Genomic DNA, 21287 nt, shown 5'->3' with positions numbered 1-21287 from the left:
GTGCTCCCCTTGTCGAAATGCCGGCCCAGCTCATCACCGCCGGACCGATCCCTTCGGACGGCGCCGCCGGCCCGCCCTGCGGCACGGCGGTTCCCCCGCTTGCGACAGAGAGAGTAAATGCGGCGGGTTTAAGGGTTGTTAAGCCAGCCGGACGCTGCCGGACCCGGCTTTACCGGATCTTCATGCGTGATCGTCTCGCACGCGATCCGAGAGCCGGCGACGGGCTGGCGCGCCGCGGCAACTGCCTTTATCGAGGGTCCCGCTCCCGCGGCGGCGGCAACCGGCGGCCGGACTGAACTGGACCCAGACAGCGCGTCCGGGGACCGAAGTCCTGCCCGTTTCCGATGGCGCCGGCTGAGCCGCCCAGGAACGAGGCTCGAGGGTTCGATGGTGCGCTCCGTTTTCGTTCTGCTCCACCGCTGGGCGGGTCTGACGGTCGCCGCCTTCCTCCTCGTGGCGGGGCTGACCGGCGCGGTGATCTCCTGGGATCACGAACTCGACGACTGGCTGAACCCGCATCTCCACACGGTCGCGAGCCGCGGCGCGGCGATGCCCGCCCTCGACCTCGCGCACCAGTTCGAGGCCCGGGAGCCGCATGCCCGCGTCGCCTATCTCCCGCTGGCGGCCGAGCCCGGCGAGGCGCTCACCCTGTTCGTCGTGCCTCGGGTCGATGCCGCGACGGGCAAGCTGTATGCCCTCGGCTACAATCAGGTCTTTCTCGACCCCGTGACGGGAGCCGAACTCGGCCGGCGGGAATGGGGTCAGGTCTGGCCGATTACCCGCGAGACGCTGATCTCGTTCCTGTACAAGCTGCACTTCTCCCTGCACCTGCCGGAGATGTGGGGCGAGGAGCGCTGGGGCATCTGGCTGCTCGGAATCGTCGCCATCGTCTGGATGCTCGATTCCTTCGTCGGCTTCTACCTGACGCTGCCGGTGCGCAAGGCCGCCAACCCGGCGCGTCCGGCTGCGGTGGAGCGGCAACTCGGCCGGGGCTGGTGGTCGCGCTGGAAGCCGGCCTGGAAGGTGAAGACCTCGGGCAGCGGCTACCGGATGACCTTCGATCTGCACCGCGCCTTCAGCCTCTGGACCTTCGCGCTGCTGTTCCTGCTCGCCTTCACGGCGTTCTCACTCAATCTCTACCGGGAAGTGTTCCTGCCGCTGATGTCGAGCGTCTCGCAGGTGACGCCCGATCCGACGAACACCCGCCCCTTCGTCTCGCCGCTCAAGCCGATCGAGCCGGGCGTGGATTACGCTCGAATTCTCGATTCGGCGCAGGCGGAAGGTCAGCGCCGCGGCTGGAAGGAGCCCGTCGGCGCGCTGGCCTACACGCCGCTGCAGGGTTTCTACACCGCGCGCTATTTCGAGCCCGGCGACGACCACGGCGCCGCGGGCGTCGGGCCGGCGGCGATCTACTTCGACGGGCGGGACGGCCGGGTGATCGGCGATCGCCAGCCCTGGGTCGGCACCGCCGCCGATCTCTTCGTGCAGGCGCAGTTTCCGGTCCATTCGGGCCGCATCCTCGGCCTGCCCGGCCGCATCCTGATCTCGATCATGGGTCTCGTCGTGGCGATGCTCTCGGTCACCGGCGTGGTGATCTGGTGGCGCAAGCGCGCCGCGCGGCTCTCCGTGCGCCGCAAGGCCGTCGCGCAGCCCTTCGGCCGTTCCGTTCCGGCGGAGTAGCCTCAGCGGCCGACCGTCAGTCCTCGACGTCCGGCCCGGCGTGTCGGCGCCAAGGTCGTAAGATCGTCGTGGTGCAGGAGCAGGACGCCGGTCGTGCCGGCGAGCTTGCGGGCGGCTGGCGTGAACCCGGCATTCGACACCACGGCCGCCATCTGACCGGACCAGTGCAGGGCCGCTGCCGCGACCTCCTGCACCGCCGCGTTGCCGACCGGCCGTCCGTAGCGCTTACATTGCACGACGAGGCGCACGCCCGCCTTCTCGGCGATCACGTCGCAGCCCTGGTCGCCGCTCGCGCCCGTCGGCCGAGCATCCCATCCCGCTTCGCCGAGACGCTCGGCACAGTAACGCTCGTAGGCGATGCCGTCCTCCGGCGTGTCGACCTCGTCGGGCAGTTCGTGCGCGCAGGCGACGCGCTCGACGATCGCCAGCATCTCCTCGAAGCGCGGCTCGGCGTCCTCGGAGAATCCACGCTCCCCGACCAGCGGCAGCACGGTGCGCTCGACGAAGTACGCGCGCTCGCGCAGCCAGCCATCCTCGATGGTGTTGCCGTAAGCGTCGACGAAGCATTCCTGCCGCCGTCTCAGCGCCAGCGTCGGAGCGTGACGCCGGGCGATGCGGCGCACGAGCGCGCGGAACCGGCGCGGGCGATCGAGGCGGTGGAGGAGGATGGCGAGGCAGGCCGCTCCCGTCGCAGACAAGGCCGGCGCTCCGTAGCGGAGGCTGGCGCATCCCCCGATGACGGCGACCCAGAACAGGCGCGTGGCGGTGGGCGACCGGCCGGACATCACATCTCCCGCGAAAGGCCGGCCCCGGGCCCGGCATGCGGGAAGACTGTCCTTTCGAGGAGTTGCCCGACCTCTAACGCCGCTGCCTCACCTCACCATCCCCGTCGGGCGAAGGCGCATCGCGTGTGGATAAGCCCCCCCGCGCGGTTCGCCGAAGCGAGCACGGCCCGGTACATTTTCGCGGAGACTGCGCCTCAGGCCGCGTCACCGGAATGGGCACGGCCGCGGCGGCGTTGCGGTGCAGCATTGCCGTCCTGAACCAGTTCCGAAGCAGCCTCAGGCGGGGTTTTCGCCGGCCATTTCCGGCGCTGCTGGCCGAGCCCCATGGTTCGAGCGAGCTGCGACCGGGTCGCGGCATAGCTTGGAGCGACCATCGGGTAGTCGTCGGGCAAGTTCCAGCGCGCACGATATTCGTCGGGCGAAAGATTGTAACGCGTCCGTAGATGCCGCTTGAGTGACTTGAATTTCTTACCATCCTCAAGACAAACGAGGAAGTCCTGCTGGATCGAACGCCGGATCGGCACGGCCGGTGTGAGTGCCGGTTCCTCTGGCTCGGCCGGCTTATCGGATAATTGTGCCAGAGCCGCGTGGACCGCTGTGATTAGGCCGGGCACCTCTCCGACGGCCAGGGAATTGTTCCCCACATAGGCTGACACGATATCGACGGCCAGGGTGACGTAATCGCCAGTGGAGCGATCCTCAACCGACATGCTCAATATCCCTTCTGATATGTGCAAGCGACGAACATCAATACGCGTCGCGCAGGCGACGCCTTCATTGCCGAGCACGAAGCGACTGCGTTGAATGACGCAGGACTTAACCTTTGATGGATCCGGCCGCAAGGCGGATTTTACGTTCTCAAAAAATTCAATTGAACTTTTGGCGAGGTGATCGGCCGAATTTCGCTTAAACGCGTATAAAAAACTCCACATATACGTGGGATTTGGCGGCACATTCAGGATTATCAATCTGGTAAGATTGCGTAAATCAGCAAGACGCCTTGATGTTGCAGTGCAACAACGGTCTTGTCCTGGAAGCGTCAGGCTGGAGTAGGAATCCGCCAACGCAGTTCTATCACAGCATCATCCATCCAATCTCTTGCTACTTTTACGCATGTTTCCTTTGTGAATCCATTTTTATAGTTGGGTTTAGCATCATGGAGGCTTGGCACTGCGTGAATAAATGTAAATGCAATCTGACGAATATACATTCCGACGACGGCATCGATCAAATTGATTGCAAGCCGGAATCCGTACTTCGGACGTTGTGCGGCGACGGTGAAGCGTCGTTCTCATAGATTACAAAGAAGAGGTATCGTCAGCCGCAAGTCGCCGAAATCGACCGGACCGAGTTCGCACGCACTGCAAATGCGATTCCCGCTCTGCGATCGGGCCGGGGAGCGAAGGAGGCTCCGGCCGCACTTCCTCCTATTTCAGTGCGTGGACTTGTCCCGCGGGCCGTAGGAGCGGAAGCGCTCCACCGTCTCGGCGACCTCGGCGTCGGATAGAACCACCGGCGCGCCGACCTGGAGCGCGATGGCGTACTGGCGACACAGCGCTTCGACTTCGACGGCGAGCCACATCGCTTTCGACAGGTTCGGACCGGTGGCAATCATGCCGTGATTGGCGAGGAGGCAGGCGCTGCGGCCCTCAAGGGCCGAGAGGGCGAGATCCGAGAGGCGCTGCGTGCCGTAGGGCGCGTAGGGAGCACAACGGATGGTCGGCCCGCCGGCCATGGCGATCATGTAATGCACGGCCGGGATCTCACGGCCGCAGATCGCGAAACCGGTGGCGTAGGGCGGATGGGCATGGACCACGGCGCCGATCTCGGGCCGCGCCGCCAAGATGTCGCGATGAAACCGCCATTCGGAGGAGGGCGCGAGCGGGTGGTCCCAGTTCCCGTCGAAATCCATGGGCACGAGGTCGTCGGGGCTGAGCTGCTCGGCCGGAATTCCAGACGGGGTGACGAGAAAGCCCGCACCCGATCGGACCGAAAGGTTGCCCGAAGTACCCTGACTGAGGCCGAGATCGAGCATCCGGCGCATCGCCTCGACCATCGCCTGGCGGGTCGCGAATGACGGCACGGGCACCTCCTCCAATAGGGACGAACCTGCGGCGCGGGCATGGAACGGGCTTCGTCAGGCGCGGCCGGCCCGGCAGGTCCGGGAAAATCGGCGCGACCCTACCCCCGGCAGCCTGCCGGCGAAACAGGAACGGCTCGCCCGCACCGAACTCGCCCGGACGCAGCAGGCCGGGGCGCACACCGAACGATGGTGCTCGAACGGAAGGCGACGGTCGCCGGTTCACTCCGCGCGGATCCCTCGGCATCCTTCGGACTCGAAGCTCTGTCGAAGCCGACTCATGCCGTTTGAGGCTCGGCCTTCCGTCCCGGGATGCTATAGGCGGCCCATGAGCACCTATCGATTCGAGGCTCTGCTCGCGCCGAGCCGCATCGCCGTGGTGGGAGCCGGCGATCGGCCGGGCTCCGTCGGCCGGGCGATCATCGACGGCCTGCGCGCCGGCGGATTCACCGGCGACATCGTCCCCGTGCATCCGCGCGAGGTCAGTGTCGACGGGCTGGCATGCAGTCCGCGCCTCGCCGACATGCCTCGGCCCCCCGATCTCGTCCTGGTGGCGACGCCACCGGCGGCGGTGCCGGCGATCGTGGAGGAGGCGGGCCGGATCGGCGCCGCCGCGGCGGTGATCCTGTCCGCCCATCTCGGGCACGGCGAGGCAGCGCCCGTCGGCGCGGCCCAGGCGGCGGCACGGCAGCACGGCCTGCGGCTGATCGGCCCCGACAGCATCGGGCTGAGCGTGCCGGCGCGCGGCCTGAACGCGACCCTGCTCGCGCGGCCGCCGAAGCCGGGAGATCTCGCCCTCATCTCGCAATCGGGCACCGTCGCCTCGGCGATCGCCGAATGGGGATGGCGGCACGGTGTCGGCTTCTCGGCGGTGATGACGCTCGGCCGCTCCGCCGACGTCGATATCGCCGACTGCCTCGACTACTTCGCCGAGGATTATCACACCCGCGCGATCGTCCTCTCCCTTCATCATGTCGCGGATGCGCGGAAATTCCTCACGGCGGCGCGGGCGGCGGCCCGCGCCAAACCGGTGGTCGTGCTGCGCACCGGCCGCCACGAGGCGCCGGGCCGCCAGCCGGAGACCCATACCGGCGCGCTGGCCCGACCGGGCGCCGTGTACGAGTCCGCCTTCCGCCGGGCCGGCCTCCTCGCGGTGGACGGGCTCGACGCCATGTTCTCCGCCGTGGAGACCCTGGGGCGGCAGCGGCCCTTCCCCGGCAACAGGCTGATGATCGTGTCCAACGGACGCGGCATCGGAGCGCTGGCCGCCGACCATCTCACCGACCGCGGCGGCACCCTTGCGGCGCCGGCGGAGGCGACGCTGGAAAGCCTCGCCTCCGTTCGGCACGGACGGCACGCCAACCCCCTCGATCTCGGGATCGACGCCGTGCCGGGCGACTATGTCCGCGCGCTCGAACCGTTGCTGGCGGGCCGCGACAGCGACGCCATCGTCGCGGTCCACGTGCCGACCGCGCGGGCGGGCAGCCGCGACGTGGCCGAGACCGTGGCCGGCACCGTCGCCAAGGCCCGTTCCGCCGGGCGCCGCAAGCCGGTCTTCGCCGTGTCGATCGGCGAGGACGAGACGATCCGGTCGATCTACGCGGACGCCAAGATTCCGCTGTTTGCCACCGATGCCGACGCGGTCGAGGGGTTCCTGCACCTCGTGCGCTATCGCGAGGCGCAGAACGACCTGATGCGCACGCCGGACGCTCTGCCGCGTGATTTCTCGCCGGACGTCGCCGCCGCCCGCCGGATCGTGGATCAGGCGTTGGCGGAGGGGCGCACATGGCTCGACCCCCACGCCGTGACCGAACTCCTGACCGCCTACAGGATCGTCTCGGTGCCCGTGACGCTGGCTCCCGATCCCGATGGCGCCGCGGCGGCGGCGTGGCCTCTGATCGCCGGCGGCGGCACGGTGGTGCTCAAGCTCGTCTCGCCGGACGTGGTGCACAAGTCTGAAGTCGGCGGGGTGCGCCTCGGCCTCACCTCGGAGGCCGATGTGCGCGACGCGGCGCACGCGATGATCGCGCGGGTGAGGGAACTGCGCCCCGACGCGCGGGTGGCGGGCTTTGCCGTTCAGCCGATGGTGCGCCGGCCGCAGGGGCGGGAGCTGATCGCCGGCCTTGCCGAAGATCCCGTCTTCGGACCGGTCGTCGTGTTCGGCCGGGGCGGGACCGCGGTTGAGGTGATCGACGACCGCGCGCTCGCGCTGCCGCCCCTCGACCTTGCGCTCGCCAGCGAACTGATCCGCCGCACCCGCGTCGCCCGGCGGCTCGAAGCCTATCGCGATGTGCCCGCGGCGGACCTTCCGGCCATCGCCCTGCTGCTGGTGAAGCTCGCCCAGCTCGCCGCCGACCTGCCGGAGGTGCGCGAGCTCGATATCAACCCCCTGCTCGCCGACGCCGATGGCGCGATCGCGCTCGACGCCCGCGTGCGCATCGCGCCCGAGCCGGCCCGGTCCGAACGCCGGCGCGGGAACTGGCACCCGCGCTTCGCGATCCGCCCCTATCCGTCCGACTGGGAGCGGCGCCTCGATGTGGGAGAGCGCTGCGTGCAGGTCCGGCCGGTGCGGCCCGATGACGAGGAGATGTTCCGCACCTTCTTCGCACAGGTGGATCCGGAGGACGTGCGCCTTCGCTTCTTCGCACCGGTGCGCGACTTCAATCACGCCTTCCTCGCGCGGCTGACGCAGCTCGACTATTCCCGCGCCATCGCCTTCGTCGCCATCGACGAGGCGGCGGAGGAGGGCCGGCGCATGCTCGGTGCCGTGCGCCTGCACGCCAACGCCAATCACGACACCGGCGAGTTCGCGATCCTCGTGCGCTCCGACATCAAGGGAACGGGGCTCGGCGTCGCCCTGATGCGCATGATGATCGATTGGGCGCGGGCCGAAGGAATCGGCTGTGTCGAGGGGAGTGTCCTCGCGGAGAACCGGCCGATGCGCGCGGTCTGCCGCCATCTCGGCTTCGCCGAGAAACCGATGCCGGACGATCCGAGCCTCGTGAAGGCAACCCTGAGAGTCGCGAGTTAGGCGGCCGCGGCCCTCCGCCCCACTATCGGCATCGCCCGACGAGGGACGGGTCCGGCCGGATCCGCTCGGTCAGACAACAAAGGGCCGGTACGCGGGACGAGAAAGGCCACCGACCCTTTCGGATCGGCGGCCCTTCGGCGTTCGAGTGTCTTCAGACGGCTCAGTGGCCACTCTCGGTAGCCTCGCGGGTCGACTCGTAGAGGAACCACGTGCGCTCCTCGGACTGGTCGATCCACTCTTCCAGCAGGCTCGTGGTCGAGACGTCGTTGGCCTCGTCGGTGACGGCGTGCAGCTCGCGCATGTTGGCGGTCAGCGCCTTGTTGTCGTCGCGCAGCTCCTTGAGCATCTCCAGCGGGCTGACGTAGTCCGCGTTGTTGTCCGGGACGCGCTTGAGCTGCTCGGCCTGGCCAAGCGAGCGCAGGGTGGTGCCGCCGATCTTACGGGCCCGCTCGCCGACGGCATCGATGATGCCGAAGATCTGCTCGGACTGCTCGTCGAGCAGCAGGTGGTAGTCGCGGAAATTCGGTCCGCTGACATGCCAGTGGAAGTTCTTCGTCTTGATGTAGAGCGCGAAGAGGTCCGACAGGAGGACGGTCAGGCCCTCCGAAATCTTCTTGACGTCGTTCGGATCGAGATCGGTCGGCGTGTTGAGCCGATCGCTGGCGACACGCAGCTTAGCCTTGGCCATGGGGGAAGATCCTAACAATCTGCAACCGAATTCCAGCCGGCGACAACCGCGCCGGCACTCGATCGGCAGAATGAGGAAGCGGGAAGCTTTGTTCCGCTCCGCATGGCAGCGCTGTTGTGGATGGGATGCCGCGGATCGCGGTGCCGGTCAGCCGCGCCCGCCGACGAGGCCGGGCGGCAGCAGGACCGGTTCGCCGTCCTGACCGCGCGCGGGCGGGGCGGCCTTGCGGGCCTGCGGCTTCTGCGGGGCCGGGAGCGCGGTCGCGGGAGGCGAGGCGGGGGGCGAGGAGCTTGCAGGAACGTCTCGGACCACCGGCTTGACCGGCTCGGTCCTGGGCGCCGCCGGCTTCGCCGGCGCCCCCTGCGCTGCGGAGGGCTGAGGACGCGGGGGCGTGCTCGCGGCCGGAGCGCGCGGCATCGGCGCTCGGGGCGTGATGGCGCCGGTGGTGGTGACGTCCGGCGTCGCCGCCGCGGCCGGCGCGGGTGGCGTGTCGAGGCCGTAGATGTCGTCGCGGAAATGCACCCGACCATCCGAGGTGGCGTAGCCGGTGAGATAGACGAAGGCGACCGGCGTCGGCTTCACCAGCTTCACGTCACGACGCTCGCCCGCGGCGATGGCAGTCTCGATCTCGATCGGGCCCCAGGTCGAGCCGGCGCCGTTCGGGCCCTCGGTGCCCTGGAGCAGCCACGCGGCGAACTCCTTCACCTGCCCGACGCGGACGCAGCCGTGCGAGTGGAAGCGCACCGAACCCGCGAACAGGGATTTCGAAGGTGTGTCGTGCATGTAGATCGCGTGGCGGTTCGGCATGTCGATGCGGATCTGCCCGAGCGAATTGTCGAGGCCGGAATCCTGGCGGAGAGTGTAGTTGACCGCCTTCTGCGTGTTCCAGTCGATCGTGGTCGGATCGACCTCGACGCCGCCGGGGCCGAGGATGCGGATGCGGTTCTTGGCGAGATAGCCGGGGTTCTTGCGCATCGTCGGGATGATCTCGTTCTTGATCACCGAGACGGGCACGGTCCAGGTCGGGTTGAGGTTCACGTCGGTGATGCGCGTCTCGACCCCGGGCGTCTGCTTGTCGGGCGAGCCGACCACCGCGACGTAGCGGCGGGTGACGGTTCCGTTCTCCACCGCCTCCACGGTGGCGGAGGGGATGTTCACGGTGACGTAGCGCTCGCCGAAGCCGAAATTCGAACCCATCAGTCGCTGCGCCGAGGCGCGCAGCTGCCGCTGGCGCACGTCAGCCGGAACGTTGAGCGCATTCAGCGTCAGGCGGCCGAGGATGCCGGCATCCGGCAGGCCGTGCCGCGCCTGAAACGACTTCACCGCGGCCACCAGCGGCGGATCGTAGCGGTCGGAGGGCGGCGCATCGGCGGGAAGGTCGCCGGTCAAGGTGAGATGGTGGCGGAGCGAGGGGATCGCCGGATGGCTGTCGCCGGGCTTCGGGGCGAAATCGGCGGGCAGCGTCTTCCAGCCGCCGGCCTCGGCATAGATCTGATAGCGCTCGGCGGCGCGCATGGTGTCCATGAACGTCTGCGCCGTGTAGGTCGGCAGCGGATCCTCCGACACGCGGGCGTAGACGACCGGCGGCAGCTCACGCGACGCCTTCTTCGCCGGCGGAGTCTCGGTCGGCACGGCGACCGTGTCGGCGGTGGGCCGCTCCAGCTTGGGATCGGCCTTGATGTCGGACTTGGGTTCGGCCTTCTCCGAACGCGGTTCCGGCTTCGGGTCGGCCCTCAGCTCGCGCTTCGGCTCGGCTGCCTTCTCGGCCTTCGGCTCGATCCGCAGGTTGATGCGGGATTCGGCCTGAGGCTCGGGCGCAGGCGAAGGCTCGGCCCGGAGCGGGGTGGCGAGCAGGAGGGCGAGCGCCGCCCCGGTCCCGCCGAGGAGCCGGACGCGGCGGGGCCCGCGCGGGGCGAAGGAAACGTTCGGCATCGCGGATCTCGTCGAGAGCACGCGGCGATCATCGGCGGTGTTGGTTACCAACTCGCTGAAGACTTCCCGCGCGGCGTGTGCCGCGGCACGTCGCCCCCATCGCCCGGAGCCGGTCCGCCGCGGTGGCCCCGGCGCGCCGGATGTGCAAAACGCGAGGTCAGCCGACGCCCCGTGAGACCCCCGTGAGCGAAGACAGACCCTCGAAGCCCGGCAAGACCCTGTTGAACCCCGAGCGCAGGGCGGACGACGCCGATCAGTCGATCCGCCCCCTGAGCCTCGCCGAGTTCATCGGCCAGCGCGCGGCGCGCGCCAACATGCAGATCTTCATCGAGGCGGCCAGGAAGACCGGGCAGGCCCTCGACCACGTCCTGTTCGTCGGCCCGCCGGGCTTGGGCAAGACGACGCTCGCCCAGATCGTCGCCCGCGAACTCGGGGTGAACTTCCGCTCGACCTCCGGCCCGGTCATCGCAAAGGCCGGCGATCTCGCCGCGCAGCTCACCAATCTCGAGGAACGCGACGTCCTCTTCATCGACGAGATCCACCGCCTCAATCCGGCGGTGGAGGAGATCCTCTACCCGGCGATGGAGGATTACCAGCTCGACCTGATCATCGGCGAGGGACCCGCCGCCCGCTCGGTGAAGATCGAGCTGCCGAAATTCACCCTCGTCGGCGCCACGACCCGCGCGGGCCTGCTCACCACGCCGCTGCGCGACCGCTTCGGCATCCCGATCCGGCTCGAATTCTACGAGATCGACGAACTCGAACTCATCGTCCGCCGCGGCGCGCGGGTGCTCGGCCTCGGCATGTCGGAGGAGGGCGCCAACGAGATCGCCAAGCGCGCCCGCGGCACGCCGCGCATCGCCGGGCGCCTGCTGCGCCGGGTGCGCGACTTCGCCATCGTGGAGGAGGCGCAGACGGTCAGCCGGGCCATCGCCGACCGGGCGCTGCAGATGCTCGACGTCGATCCGGTCGGCCTCGACGTGATGGACCGCAAGTACCTCACCCTGATCGCCACTTCCTTCGGCGGCGGCCCGGTCGGGATCGAGACGATCGCCGCGGCCCTGTCCGAGCCGCGCGACGCCATCGAGGACATCATCGAGCCCTACCTGATCCAGAAGGGGTTCGTGCAGCGCACGCCCCGCGGTCGCGTGCTCACGCCGCACGCCTTCCGCCACCTGGGCTTCGCCGAGCCCCGGCGCGATCCGAGCACCCAGTTCGGTCTCTTCGGCGGAAGCGACGACCCGGATGCCTGAAGTGGACGGCCGGGGGAGGGCGGGCGGACGCAGCCCTGTCTCCGTCACACGCCGCACGGTGCTGATCGGCCTCGGCGCGACGGCGCTGACGGGAACCGCGACGGGCGCCTACGCCGTCGGCATCGAGCCGATGCGCCTGACGGTCACCCGCTACAGGCTTCATCCGAAGGGCCCCTGGCCGGACGGCCTGACCCTGCGGATCGTCGCGCTCGCCGACATCCATGCCTGCGAGCCGTGGATGTCGGCCGCGCGCATCGCCGGCATCGTCGCCGCCGCGAACGCCCTGAAGGGCGACGTGACGGTGCTGCTCGGCGACTACGTCTCCGGCATGAATCTCGTCACGCGGTACGTGGATGCCGCGGAATGGGGACCGGTTCTGGGACGGCTGCAGGCGCCGCTCGGGGTCTACGCGATCCTCGGCAATCACGATTGGTGGGAGGACAGATCGGCGCAGGCGCGCGGCAGCGGTCCGACGATCGCGGGCGAGGCCCTGCGGCGCAACGGCATCCGCGTGCTGCAGAACGAGGCGCTGCCGCTCGCGGTGCGGGGACACGAGGTCTGGCTCGCCGGCCTCGGCGACCAGATCGCCTTCGTTCCGAGCGCGCGCAAGCGCGGCCATCCAAGGACCGGCGTCGACGACCTGCCCGGCACCCTCGCTCAAATCCCCGAAGGCGCGCCCGCGATCCTGCTGGCGCACGAGCCCGACATCTTCCCTCAGGTGCCGGCGCGGATCGCCCTGACGCTCTCGGGTCACACCCACGGTGGGCAGGTTCGCCTGTTCGGCTACGCGCCGGTCGTGCCCTCCCGCTACAAGAACCGCTTCGCCTACGGCCATGTCCGCGAGCAGGCCGACCTGATCGTCTCCGGCGGTCTCGGCATGAGTATCGCTCCGGTGCGGTTCGGCATACCGCCGGAGATCGTCGTGATCGACCTCGGCGAGGCCGGAACCACAACCTCCCGAGACATGCAGTGATCGCATATCACTCTGATCGTTGAAGCGACGATCCTCATCGTCGAGCGGAGCCATGCGTGCTGTTCCGTGGCAGCGCCTGCCGGCGATCGGCCTTGATCCCTCATCGTTTTTCGAGCCAGCTCCACGGATCGGACGCGCGAAAGGCGCAGCTTCAGACCTGTGATCACAGGATTGTGCGGCGGCGGAACATGCATGCACCGCACAAGTTGAGGCCGCGACCCCGCTCTTTCACGGGCGTCGGCCTCAACAACGTATCCAGCACGACCTTCAAGGAAGCATCCGCCATGAAGTCGACCGTTCTGGCCGCCCTCGGCCTGTCCGTCGCCGCTCTTGCTACGCCCGCCCTGGCTCAGGACGCCCTGCCGCTCCGCATCGGCGCCGAGGCGCCGATCGGATCGGCCGCGACCGACACGCGGGAGTTCCGCGCCGAGGCGCTGCGCTCGGACGCCGCGAGCATCGAGGCGAGCCGCATCGCCCTCGAGCGCTCCCGCAACCCGCGCGTGCGCAACTACGCCAACCGGGTGCTGGTCGAGCGTGAGGCCACCACCAGGGCGCTGCTGCCGGAGGGCACCTCGCTCACCGCCAGCGGACGGGTCGTCTCCGATCAGCAGGGAATCCCGACCCGCCTCGACAATCCGGTCGGCGTGGTGCTCGCCCCGGTCACGCTCGCGGCCAACATCGGCACCGGCATCGTCGGCGGCGTGCTCGGCGGCGTCGGCCTGATCGACAACAGCCCGGGCGAGCCCGGCCGCCCCGTCGCGCTCGGCCCGAACGGACAGCAGCGCCTCGAGCGCCTGCGCTCGGCCCGATCCGCCCGCGAGTTCGACCGCACCTACGTCAACGAGCAGGCGCGTTCGGATGCCCGCACGCTCGCGCTCTACAGTAGCTATGCCCGCAACGGCGACAGCGCTGCCGGCCGCACCTTCGCCAACCAGGCGCTGCCCTACATCGCCGACGAGCACGCCCATTCCGCGACGCTCGCCGACCGGATCGGCGGCTGAACGATCCAATTCCGTCGCATTGGCAGGGCCGCTCCCGAAAGGGGCGGCTCTCGCCGTTTCTGGTCTCGGCCGCCCTCGCCACCGCGGTCGAGAGCCGGTAAGAACCCGGACCCTTTTCACTTCCGGATGCTCATGGATCCGATGACCGGCGCCGACGCGCACCGACTCCCGCTGCGCGTCTATTACGAGGACACCGACTTCTCGGGCTTCGTCTATCACGCGAGCTATCTGCGCTTCATGGAGCGCGGGCGCACCGAATTGCTGCGCTCCCTCGCCGGCGACCAGTCGGATCTGCACGCCGACGGCGCCGGGCTCGTGTTCGTCGTGCGCAGGATGACCCTCGATTACCTGAAGCCCGCCCGCATGGACGACCTCATCGAGGTTCACACGCGAACGAGCGAGCTGCGTGGCGCCTCCATGCATCTGGCCCAGGAGGTGCGCCGCGGCGAGGACGTGCTCGTGCGTGCCGAGGTGGTCGTCGCCTGCGTCCGCAACGGGCGGGCGATCCGCCTGCCCGAGAGCCTGCGCCGGACACTGACGCCGTCGGCAGCGAGATCCGCCTGAACTCGTGGCCGGGCCGCAGGACATGTCGTTCGATCCGAGCCCATAATCCATGACCCATGATCCCGGCGGCTGCAGATCCTGGTCCTCTCGTGAAGGGCCGGATGCTGGACCGAGCAACGCTTTCTTAACCCTGTCGCAGGCTTAGACTCGTGTGCGGGCAAGCTAGCACCGCGCCGCAGCAAGGGCCGGGCCGGCTGAGCGTCCGACCCTTACTTTCGACAGATTCGCGAGTGATCTCAGGTCTCATCGCTCAAAGGATCAGTCGGCAGTCCGGCCCGCGGTGGCGCGGCCCTGACGACGCGAGGATCGTTCGATGACTCCAGCCGATGCCATGCAGGCCGCGCCCGTCGCAGACATGAGCCTGTTCGGCCTGTTCTGGCAGGCCCACTTCGTCGTGAAGATCGTGATGCTGGGCCTGCTCGGCGCTTCGGTCTGGTGCTGGTCGATCATCGTCGACAAGACGCTGCTGTTCCGCCGCGTCGAAGCCGAGATGGACGCCTTCGAGGAGGCGTTCTGGTCCGGACGCTCGCTGGAGGAGCTCTACCGTTCCTTCAACGACCGCCAGCCGACCGGGCTCGGTGCCCTGTTCGTCGCCGCCATGCGGGAGTGGAAGCGTTCCTTCGAGGGCTCGGGCCGGCAGATCCACTCGCTGTCGCAGCGCATCGACAAGGTGCTCGACGTGACGATTCAGCGCGAGGTCGAGCGGCTCGATTCCAAGCTCCTGTTCCTCGCCTCGATCGGCTCGGCCGGCCCGTATATCGGCCTGTTCGGCACGGTCTGGGGCATCATGACCGCCTTCACCTCGATCGCGGCTTCCAAGAACACCTCCCTCGCGGTCGTGGCGCCGGGCATCGCCGAGGCTCTGTTCGCCACCGCCATCGGACTGTTCGCGGCGATTCCCGCGGTGCTCGCCTACAACAAGCTCCAGGCCTCCGTCGCCAAGTCGCAATCGCGACTCGAGGGGTTTGCCGACGAGTTCTCGGCGATCCTCTCGCGCCAGATCGACGAGCGCCTCTCGGTCGCCGCCTGATCATCGCAGCTAAACGGAAGCGGGAGCCGGATCGATGGGCATGACGCACGGCGCGGCGCAGGGCGGCGGCAAGCGCCGCCGCCGCGGACGGCGCGGACACGGCGCCATCAACGAAATCAACATGACGCCGTTCATCGACGTCGTGCTGGTGCTGCTGATCGTGTTCATGGTGGCTGCGCCGATGATGACGGTGGGCGTGCCCCTCGACCTTCCGCAATCCAAGGCGAGCCCGCTCAATTCCGACGTCAAGCCGATCACGCTCTCGATCCGCCGTACCGGCGAAGTCTATCTCGGCGAGGTTGAGCTGAAGGACGACGACATCGTGCCCCAGCTCATGCAGACGGCGAAGACGGGCACCGAGGAGCGCGTGTTCGTGCGCGGCGACAAGCGCGTCGATTACGGACGCGTGGCCCAGGTGATGGCGATCGTGACCGGCGGCGGCTTCAAGAAGGTCGCCCTCGTCACCGAACCGGAATCGAATTAGCGGAGCGGGACAAAGTGGCTCTGCGCTGGCCCGAGTCTTTTCGAAATCGCGAACCGGGCGTCTGGATCTCCGCCGGCGCGCATGCCGCCGTGCTCGGACTCGCGCTGTTCGCGGTCGCCGCTCCGGCGCTGCCCGACGCGCAGGAGGGCGTGCCGGTCGAGGTGCTGACCGAGCAGCAGTTCTCGGAACTCACCCGCGGCGAGCGCAACGCCGAGAAGCCGCAGAACAATCCGAACCGCGCCGATCGCGTCTCCGAGAAGATCGAGCAGCGCGAACCGGAGAACGCCAAGACCGACGCGCCGGCCGCGCCGACCCGCACCGCCGACACCAAGCTCGCCGCCGTCGATGCGATGCCCCTGCGCGCCGACACCGCCGACCCCGTCAAGGAGGAGGCGGAGGCCGCCGCGGCCAAGGCGGAAGCCGCGAAGGCCGAGGCCGAGAAGGCGGCTGCGGCCAAGGCCGCCGAGGCGAAAGCCAAGGCCGAAGCCAAGGCGAAGGCGGATGCCGCGGCCAAGGCCGAAGCTGCCAAGGCCGAGGCCGCCAAGGCGGCGGAAGCCAAGGCCGCCGCTGCCAAGGCGGAGGCCGAGAAGCGCGAGGAGCTCCAGAAGCTGGTCGAGCGCGAGCAGGCGGAAGCCGAGGCTGCGGCGAAGGCGGCGGAAGCCAGGGCCAAGGCGCGGGCGGACGCCAAGGCGAAGGCCGACGCCAAGGCGAAAGCGGAGGCCGAGGCCCACGCCAAGGCGGAAGCGGAGGCAAAGGCCAAGGCGGAAGCGGCGGCCAAAGCCGAGGCGGAAGCCGAGCATCGCAAGCAGGTCGCGGAGGCCAAGGCCAAGGCGGAAGCCGAAGCGAAGGCCAAGGCCGAGGCCGCCGCGAAAGCCAAGGCGAAGGCGATGGCCGAAGCCAAGGCGAAGGCGGATGCCGAGGCCAAGGCGCGCCAGCAGGCGGAACTCGCCAACAAATTCAGCCCAGGAGACATCCGGCAGACGCTCGCCTCGAAGGCCGCCTCGCAGTCGACGGGCTCCACCGGCCGCGAGGTCCAGCGCACGGCCTCGCTCGGCACGGCGACGGGCAATGCCCAGCGCCTCTCGCCGTCCCTGCGCGATGCCCTCGTCGGCATGCTGCAGCAGCAGATCGAGCGGTGCTACTCGGCCCCGCCCGGCGCGACGCAGGGTGTGGTGCTGCCGATGCTCGATATCCGCCTCAACCCGGACGGTTCGCTCACGAGCGAGCCGCGGGTGATGCGCGCTGGAAACAATTCGGTCGATCAGTCGATCGCCCAGGCGGCGCTCCGGGCCGTGCGGCGCTGTGCGCCCTACAAGATCCCGACCCAGTACGCGCCGTATTACAACGACTGGAAGGCCATCAACGCCGAGTTCGAGTTCTCGCCCGTGTGATCCGCTCCCGCCGATCACACCGCATCCTCGCGGCCTTCCCTCCTCGCACTCCCTGACCGACCTGGACTCGTCCCATGCCTGGAACAGCCTTCACCCGGCGCGCCCTCCTGCCGGCTTTCGCGGCCGCGCTCGGCGTCTTCGCCCTGGCGCTTCCCGCTGCCATCCCGGCGCAGGCGCAGCTCCAGCTCCGCATCGGCAGCGGCGCCTTCCAGCCGATGCCGATCGCGATCGCCGACTTCGCCGGCGATGCCAGCCTCGGGACGCTGGTCTCCAGCGTCATCACCAATAACCTGCGCCGTTCCGGCTACTTCACGCCGCTGGAGAAGGGGCGCTTCCCCGAGAATCCGAGCTTCGACGCGGCGCCGAACTTCGAGGCGTGGAAAGGCGCGGGCGTGCAGGCGCTGGTGACGGGACGGGTCGGGCGCGACGCCTCCGGCCGGCTCACCGTCGCCTTCCGCCTCTGGGACGTGGCCTCGGGCCAGCAGATCACGGGTCAGCAATACGGCACCGACGTCGCCAACGCGCGCCGCACCGGGCATCTCGTGTCGGATGCGGTCTACACCAAGGTCACCGGCCTCGGGCCGTGGTTCGACAGCCGCGTCGCCTATGTCGATGAATCCGGCCCGAAGGAGAACCGCCGCAAGCGCCTGATGGTGATGGATCAGGACGGCGCAAATGTCCGCGCGCTCACCGGCGGCGGCGACGTCTCGGTTGTGGCGCCGCGCTACTCGCCGGCGGGGCAGGACATCGCCTTCATGACCCAGGCGCCGGGCCAGCAGCCCAAGGTGCAGATGATCGACCTGGAGACCGGCAAACGCCAGACCGTCGGCAACTTCGCCTCGATGAGCGCGAGCCCGCGCTTCTCGCCGGACGGGCGCCGATTGGTGATGAGCGTGCAGCAGGGCGGAAACGCCGACATCGTCACCGTCGATCTCGCCTCGAAAGCGCAGACGCCGGTGACGCAAGGTCTCGCCATCGACACCTCGCCCAGCTACTCGCCGGACGGCAGCCAGATCGTGTTCGAATCCGACCGCGGCGGCTCGCAGCAGATCTACGTCATGGGCGCCGACGGCTCGAACCCGCGCCGTCTCTCCTTCGGCGAAGGCTCCGCCTCGCAGCCGGCCTGGTCGCCGCGCGGCGATCTCATCGCCTTCACCCGGCAGCGGAAGGGCGGCTTCGCCATCTGCGTGATGAAGCCCGACGGCTCGGGCGAGCGGGTGCTGACCGAGGGCTTCCACAACGAGAGCCCGACCTTCGCGCCCAACGGCCAGTACGTAATGTTCTTCCGCGATCCCGGCGGCCAGGGGGGCGGCAAGCTTTACATGGTCGACATCACCGGAAAGGTGGAGCAGCCGGTGCCGACGCCGTCCTTCGCCTCAGACCCGACATGGTCGCCATTGCTTTCGGGCAAGTAGCCGGCGGCCCGGAGACGACCGGCCCCGCCCCGCGAGGCCGGTGACGAATGCTTCCCGGACGATGCGGACGGGGACGGTAGCGGGAATCTCCGTCCCCCGACGCGTTCCGGCGCTGCCGACTTCGGCCGGACTGTCATTCCGTCGAGCTAGGACTCCGCAGCAATGACGAAATCCGCGCGAGCCTCAACGGCTGGCACGGTGCAATCGTCTCTCTCGCAATAGAAACCGCGGCGGAAGCGGTCCGCAGGTGGGGCTGATGCGTGTTCGAAGTCGCGCCGTGTCGGCCGCTTCTGCGCCCCTAGGGAGCCGCTTCCGTCCGGTGTTCGTGGCGGGCCACTAAGTCCGAGACCGAACGGGTTCTCAGGCTATCGTCGCGGCTTTGCGCTGCGGTGGAGTCATTCCTGTCTCCTCCAGCTTTCGCCAACAAACCGTGCGCGGACCAGCGGTTTCTTGGCCGATGTGCTTGCGAATGCGAAGCACGCAGAGAGACTGCGTCGGTATTGGCAGGTCGTCAAGAAGAAATCTGCTGCCAAGCCGACTGTTTTTTATCTCGACGAATTACTGACCGGCAAAATCGTTCGCCGGCAACGGCTTACTGCGGCCCAGGGATAAAGTCCTGTGCGTCCTGGGAGAAAACACTCCGTGCCTCTTCGCGAGGCGCCGGGCTCCCGGTCTCAGCGTGCCTCGAGAAGGCGGTTCTTGACGAGGTAGCGGATGCCCCGGTCGAAGGATTCGTCGGTATTTCCGCGCAGGTCGACGCTGTAGGCCCGCTCGGGCGCACCGGCCGCGAGGGGCTTCACGTAGACATTGATGTTGAGGATCAGGTTCGAGACCTTCTGAACCTCGCCGGTGACGACCGTGTGGGCACCGAGACGGCGGGCGAAATCCTCCGCGCAGCCGTTGCAGGCGCGCAGGTCGGCACTCTTGGCCACCTCTTCCCGAACCGGATCCGTCGAAACCAGCGTGTAGCGCCCGCTCTCGGCCATCAACGCGCGCAGGGTCTCGCTGGTCCGCCTCAGTCGCTCGTGCTCGGCCTCCGAGGGCTCGGTCGGCGCGCCCTTGGCGAATTGGAAATCGAAGACAGCGGCCTTCTCGGGCTCGGCGCGCGCGACACCGACGAAGAGGCTGAGGCCGCCGACGAGTGTCAGAGCCGCGAGCATGCAACGAGCTACGAACCGATCCATGTCCATCCGGGTCTCCGGCCGCGGCTGAAGAGGCCGCTGGTGGACATCACAGGGGGCGACCTCGGAGTTCCGTCGCACAGGCCGGCGATGGCCCGACGCGGTGCCCTGGCTGCCCGTGCGATCCGCGCCGGTCGGACCCGCCGACGACTACAGCGGATCGCCGCGGCGGGCGGACACAAACCAGAATCAATCCGGCGTGAAGATGGAAACCCTGTCGCCACCGCTTCCCCCCGGCGGCGGGACGGTTTCGCGGGCCGGTACGAAGCGCCCCAGCAGATGTGCCGGCCCGTGGAACGCGCGCTGCCGCGGGTGCGCTGGGGTGGGGAGGGTGGTCTCGGGGCCGCCTCCGGTCAGATCGCGGCAAGGCCGCGCTGTACCGCCGGACGGGCGAGGAGCGCATCGAGCCAGCGACGAACGTTCGGGAGGCCGTCGAGCTCGATGCCCTGCTTGCCGTGGAACTTCGCCCAGGTCAGCGCGGCGATGTCGGCGATCGAGTAGGCGTCGGCGAGATATTCGTGCGCCGCCAGCCGCCGGTCGAGGACGCCGTAGAGGCGCTTGGCTTCATCCGTGAAGCGCTCGATGGCGTAGGGGATCTTGTCCTGGGCGTAGATGCGGAAATGGTGGGCCTGTCCCAGCATCGGGCCGAGGCCGCCGACCTGCCAGAACAGCCACTCATCGACCGCCGTGCGGGCACGCTCGTCGCTCGGATAGAGGCAGCCGGTCTTGCGCCCGAGATACTGCAGGATCGCGCCGGACTCGAACACCGAGATCGGCGCTCCGCCCGGGCCGTCCGGATCGACGATGGCCGGGATCTTGTTGTTCGGCGAGATGGCGAGGAAGTCGGGCGCCATCTGCTCGCCCTTGCCGATATTCACCGGCACGACCCGATAGGGCAGCCCGCACTCTTCGAGCATGATCGGGATCTTCCACCCGTTCGGTGTGCTCCAGGTGTAGAGTTCGATCGGCTGCGCCGTCGTGACCGCCATGCTGGCATCCCGGGAAAGCGGGCCCGCGCCCATCCTCGGCCCATGAGGTAGCGCGGAAAGCCTCGAAGGCTCAAGCCAAAGGCCAAGCTCGCCAAAGGCCAAGTTCGCCAAAGGCCAAGCTCGCGACGGGACCGCGATGACGGCCACGCCCGTCGCGCCCAGCCGGCTCTCCGGGATCCCGGTTCCGAAATGGCCTCGTGCGCGGCCGAACCCTGGGCGCAGGGGCATGTGCCGGGGATCGAGGCCGAGACAAAAGCGGGGCTTTCCTACGCAAGTTGCAGAGAACGCTTGCTCTTTGCCCGCCGATGCGGCTGTGATGCGGCGTACGGCGACGCTGCCGAATCCGTCCCACCGGAGTTGCCTGATGCTCTCTCGTCTCCTCGCCGCCGCCATGATGGCCCTGCCGCTGCTCCTGGCTCAGGCCGCGACGGCCAAGGAGGCCTGGAGCGCGCCGACCGCCAAGGAGACGGCGAAGGAGACCGGGAAGGAGCCGAGCGTCGCCCAGTCCGCCGCCCGCGAGCGGCAGAAGAAGTGCGGCGCCGAGTGGCGCGCGCTCTCGGCGACCGAGAAGGCCGCCCAGGGACCGAAATGGCCGCAATACTACAGCAAGTGCGTCAAGCGCCTGAAGCAGCAGAAGGCCTGACCGGTCGGAACGGCGGTCCGGGAACTGCTCGCAGGGTCGAGGGGCCAAGCCGCGGGTGAACCGAACGACGGCGGGCGTGTTGCCCTGCCGAACTGATCTGAAACGCTACCCGCCGAAGCGGAGGCCAACTCCGCGCGGGAGCGAATGAGAGCATCGACGGAAAGCCT

Annotated in this window: 18 protein-coding genes; 11 read left to right on the top strand and 7 right to left on the bottom strand. The window is 68.7% G+C overall.

Features of this window, described 5'->3' with window-relative positions; genetic code table 11:
* Positions 1–387 precede the first annotated feature (387 nt).
* Positions 388–1680, top strand: coding sequence for a PepSY-associated TM helix domain-containing protein (locus tag HNR01_RS19040; RefSeq protein ID WP_183669116.1), 1293 nt, complete (start codon positions 388–390; stop codon positions 1678–1680).
* A gap of 2 nt (positions 1681–1682) precedes the next feature.
* On the opposite strand, the gene HNR01_RS19035 is transcribed toward HNR01_RS19040, so the two are convergent.
* The 3 genes from HNR01_RS19035 to HNR01_RS19025 form a co-directional block, all read right to left on the bottom strand.
* Positions 1683–2465 (bottom strand): restriction endonuclease, encoded by a 783-nt coding sequence (locus HNR01_RS19035; RefSeq protein WP_183669114.1) that lies wholly within the window; start codon positions 2463–2465, stop codon positions 1683–1685.
* A 194-nt stretch (positions 2466–2659) separates the two neighbouring features.
* Complete coding sequence (locus tag HNR01_RS28165; RefSeq protein ID WP_017483308.1) at positions 2660–3175, bottom strand: Ros/MucR family transcriptional regulator; 516 nt, start codon at positions 3173–3175, stop codon at positions 2660–2662.
* Positions 3176–3897: 722 nt separating this feature from the next.
* Positions 3898–4548, bottom strand: coding sequence for a class II aldolase/adducin family protein (locus HNR01_RS19025; protein ID WP_183669111.1), 651 nt, complete (start codon positions 4546–4548; stop codon positions 3898–3900).
* A 325-nt stretch (positions 4549–4873) separates the two neighbouring features.
* Between HNR01_RS19025 and HNR01_RS19020 the strand changes: the two genes are divergently transcribed.
* Positions 4874–7576, top strand: a complete 2703-nt coding sequence (locus HNR01_RS19020) for a bifunctional acetate--CoA ligase family protein/GNAT family N-acetyltransferase (RefSeq protein ID WP_183669109.1) — start codon at positions 4874–4876, stop codon at positions 7574–7576.
* A 160-nt stretch (positions 7577–7736) separates the two neighbouring features.
* Here the strand turns inward: HNR01_RS19020 and HNR01_RS19015 are convergent, their stop codons facing one another.
* Both HNR01_RS19015 and HNR01_RS19010 read right to left on the bottom strand, forming a co-directional pair.
* Positions 7737–8264, bottom strand: coding sequence for a Dps family protein (locus HNR01_RS19015; RefSeq protein WP_096487552.1), 528 nt, complete (start codon positions 8262–8264; stop codon positions 7737–7739).
* A 147-nt stretch (positions 8265–8411) separates the two neighbouring features.
* The gene (locus tag HNR01_RS19010) at positions 8412–10196 is read right to left on the bottom strand and encodes a L,D-transpeptidase family protein (protein ID WP_183669107.1); all 1785 of its coding nucleotides are present in this window, start codon (positions 10194–10196) and stop codon (positions 8412–8414) included.
* A gap of 182 nt (positions 10197–10378) precedes the next feature.
* Here HNR01_RS19010 and ruvB point away from each other — a divergent pair, with 182 nt between their 5' ends.
* From ruvB to tolB, 8 genes are all read left to right on the top strand, one after another.
* Positions 10379–11449 (top strand): Holliday junction branch migration DNA helicase RuvB, encoded by a 1071-nt coding sequence (gene ruvB / locus HNR01_RS19005; RefSeq protein ID WP_017483313.1) that lies wholly within the window; start codon positions 10379–10381, stop codon positions 11447–11449.
* Positions 11442–12422, top strand: coding sequence for a metallophosphoesterase (locus HNR01_RS19000; protein WP_183669105.1), 981 nt, complete (start codon positions 11442–11444; stop codon positions 12420–12422). Before ruvB ends, HNR01_RS19000 begins: the two co-directional genes overlap by 8 nt.
* Before the next feature lie 284 nt (positions 12423–12706).
* Positions 12707–13423 (top strand): DUF4142 domain-containing protein, encoded by a 717-nt coding sequence (locus tag HNR01_RS18995; RefSeq protein WP_183669103.1) that lies wholly within the window; start codon positions 12707–12709, stop codon positions 13421–13423.
* Positions 13424–13555: 132 nt separating this feature from the next.
* Positions 13556–13987 carry a tol-pal system-associated acyl-CoA thioesterase gene (ybgC, locus tag HNR01_RS18990; protein WP_026105354.1) on the top strand — a complete coding sequence of 144 codons (432 nt, stop codon included), beginning with the start codon at positions 13556–13558 and terminating at the stop codon, positions 13985–13987.
* Between the two features lie 313 nt (positions 13988–14300).
* Entirely contained in the window at positions 14301–15017 is a 717-nt protein-coding gene (tolQ, locus tag HNR01_RS18985; protein ID WP_026105355.1) for a protein TolQ, read from the top strand.
* 34 nt (positions 15018–15051) lie between these two features.
* Positions 15052–15501, top strand: a complete 450-nt coding sequence (locus tag HNR01_RS18980) for an ExbD/TolR family protein (RefSeq protein ID WP_012456993.1) — start codon at positions 15052–15054, stop codon at positions 15499–15501.
* Positions 15502–15515: 14 nt separating this feature from the next.
* Positions 15516–16892: a cell envelope integrity protein TolA gene (gene tolA / locus HNR01_RS18975; protein WP_017483318.1), complete on the top strand. Its 1377-nt coding sequence runs from the start codon at positions 15516–15518 to the stop codon at positions 16890–16892.
* Positions 16893–16966: 74 nt separating this feature from the next.
* Positions 16967–18307, top strand: a complete 1341-nt coding sequence (gene tolB, locus HNR01_RS18970; protein ID WP_183669101.1) for a Tol-Pal system beta propeller repeat protein TolB — start codon at positions 16967–16969, stop codon at positions 18305–18307.
* Positions 18308–18981: 674 nt separating this feature from the next.
* Here tolB and HNR01_RS18965 read toward each other — a convergent pair.
* Both HNR01_RS18965 and HNR01_RS18960 read right to left on the bottom strand, forming a co-directional pair.
* Positions 18982–19491: a DUF3280 domain-containing protein gene (locus HNR01_RS18965; RefSeq protein ID WP_375373201.1), complete on the bottom strand. Its 510-nt coding sequence runs from the start codon at positions 19489–19491 to the stop codon at positions 18982–18984.
* 350 nt (positions 19492–19841) lie between these two features.
* The gene (locus tag HNR01_RS18960) at positions 19842–20477 is read right to left on the bottom strand and encodes a glutathione S-transferase N-terminal domain-containing protein (protein ID WP_183669099.1); all 636 of its coding nucleotides are present in this window, start codon (positions 20475–20477) and stop codon (positions 19842–19844) included.
* Positions 20478–20841: 364 nt separating this feature from the next.
* On the opposite strand from HNR01_RS18960, the gene HNR01_RS18955 reads away from it, so the two are divergent.
* On the top strand, positions 20842–21120 hold the full coding sequence (locus HNR01_RS18955; RefSeq protein WP_153873247.1) for a hypothetical protein: 279 nt from the start codon (positions 20842–20844) through the stop codon (positions 21118–21120).
* Positions 21121–21287: the final 167 nt, after the last annotated feature.

It is taken from the genome of Methylorubrum rhodesianum (assembly GCF_014199985.1).
In the GTDB taxonomy this organism is placed as follows: domain Bacteria; phylum Pseudomonadota; class Alphaproteobacteria; order Rhizobiales; family Beijerinckiaceae; genus Methylobacterium; species Methylobacterium rhodesianum.
The sequence above is the reverse complement of the archived record's forward strand: the minus strand, read 5'-3'. Positions and strand labels throughout refer to the sequence as shown.

Coding starts and splice junctions, on each gene's coding strand:
- HNR01_RS19000 (WP_183669105.1), top strand. CDS start 11,442: ATGCCTGAAGTGGACGGCCGGGGGAGGGCGGGCGGACGCAGCCCTGTC.
- tolQ (WP_026105355.1), top strand. CDS start 14,301: ATGACTCCAGCCGATGCCATGCAGGCCGCGCCCGTCGCAGACATGAGC.
- HNR01_RS18965 (WP_375373201.1), bottom strand. CDS start 19,491: ATGGATCGGTTCGTAGCTCGTTGCATGCTCGCGGCTCTGACACTCGTC.
- HNR01_RS19015 (WP_096487552.1), bottom strand. CDS start 8,264: ATGGCCAAGGCTAAGCTGCGTGTCGCCAGCGATCGGCTCAACACGCCG.
- HNR01_RS18995 (WP_183669103.1), top strand. CDS start 12,707: ATGAAGTCGACCGTTCTGGCCGCCCTCGGCCTGTCCGTCGCCGCTCTT.
- HNR01_RS18980 (WP_012456993.1), top strand. CDS start 15,052: ATGGGCATGACGCACGGCGCGGCGCAGGGCGGCGGCAAGCGCCGCCGC.
- HNR01_RS19010 (WP_183669107.1), bottom strand. CDS start 10,196: ATGCCGAACGTTTCCTTCGCCCCGCGCGGGCCCCGCCGCGTCCGGCTC.
- HNR01_RS28165 (WP_017483308.1), bottom strand. CDS start 3,175: ATGTCGGTTGAGGATCGCTCCACTGGCGATTACGTCACCCTGGCCGTC.
- HNR01_RS19020 (WP_183669109.1), top strand. CDS start 4,874: ATGAGCACCTATCGATTCGAGGCTCTGCTCGCGCCGAGCCGCATCGCC.
- ybgC (WP_026105354.1), top strand. CDS start 13,556: ATGGATCCGATGACCGGCGCCGACGCGCACCGACTCCCGCTGCGCGTC.
- HNR01_RS19035 (WP_183669114.1), bottom strand. CDS start 2,465: ATGTCCGGCCGGTCGCCCACCGCCACGCGCCTGTTCTGGGTCGCCGTC.
- HNR01_RS18960 (WP_183669099.1), bottom strand. CDS start 20,477: ATGGCGGTCACGACGGCGCAGCCGATCGAACTCTACACCTGGAGCACA.
- HNR01_RS18955 (WP_153873247.1), top strand. CDS start 20,842: ATGCTCTCTCGTCTCCTCGCCGCCGCCATGATGGCCCTGCCGCTGCTC.
- HNR01_RS19040 (WP_183669116.1), top strand. CDS start 388: ATGGTGCGCTCCGTTTTCGTTCTGCTCCACCGCTGGGCGGGTCTGACG.
- tolB (WP_183669101.1), top strand. CDS start 16,967: ATGCCTGGAACAGCCTTCACCCGGCGCGCCCTCCTGCCGGCTTTCGCG.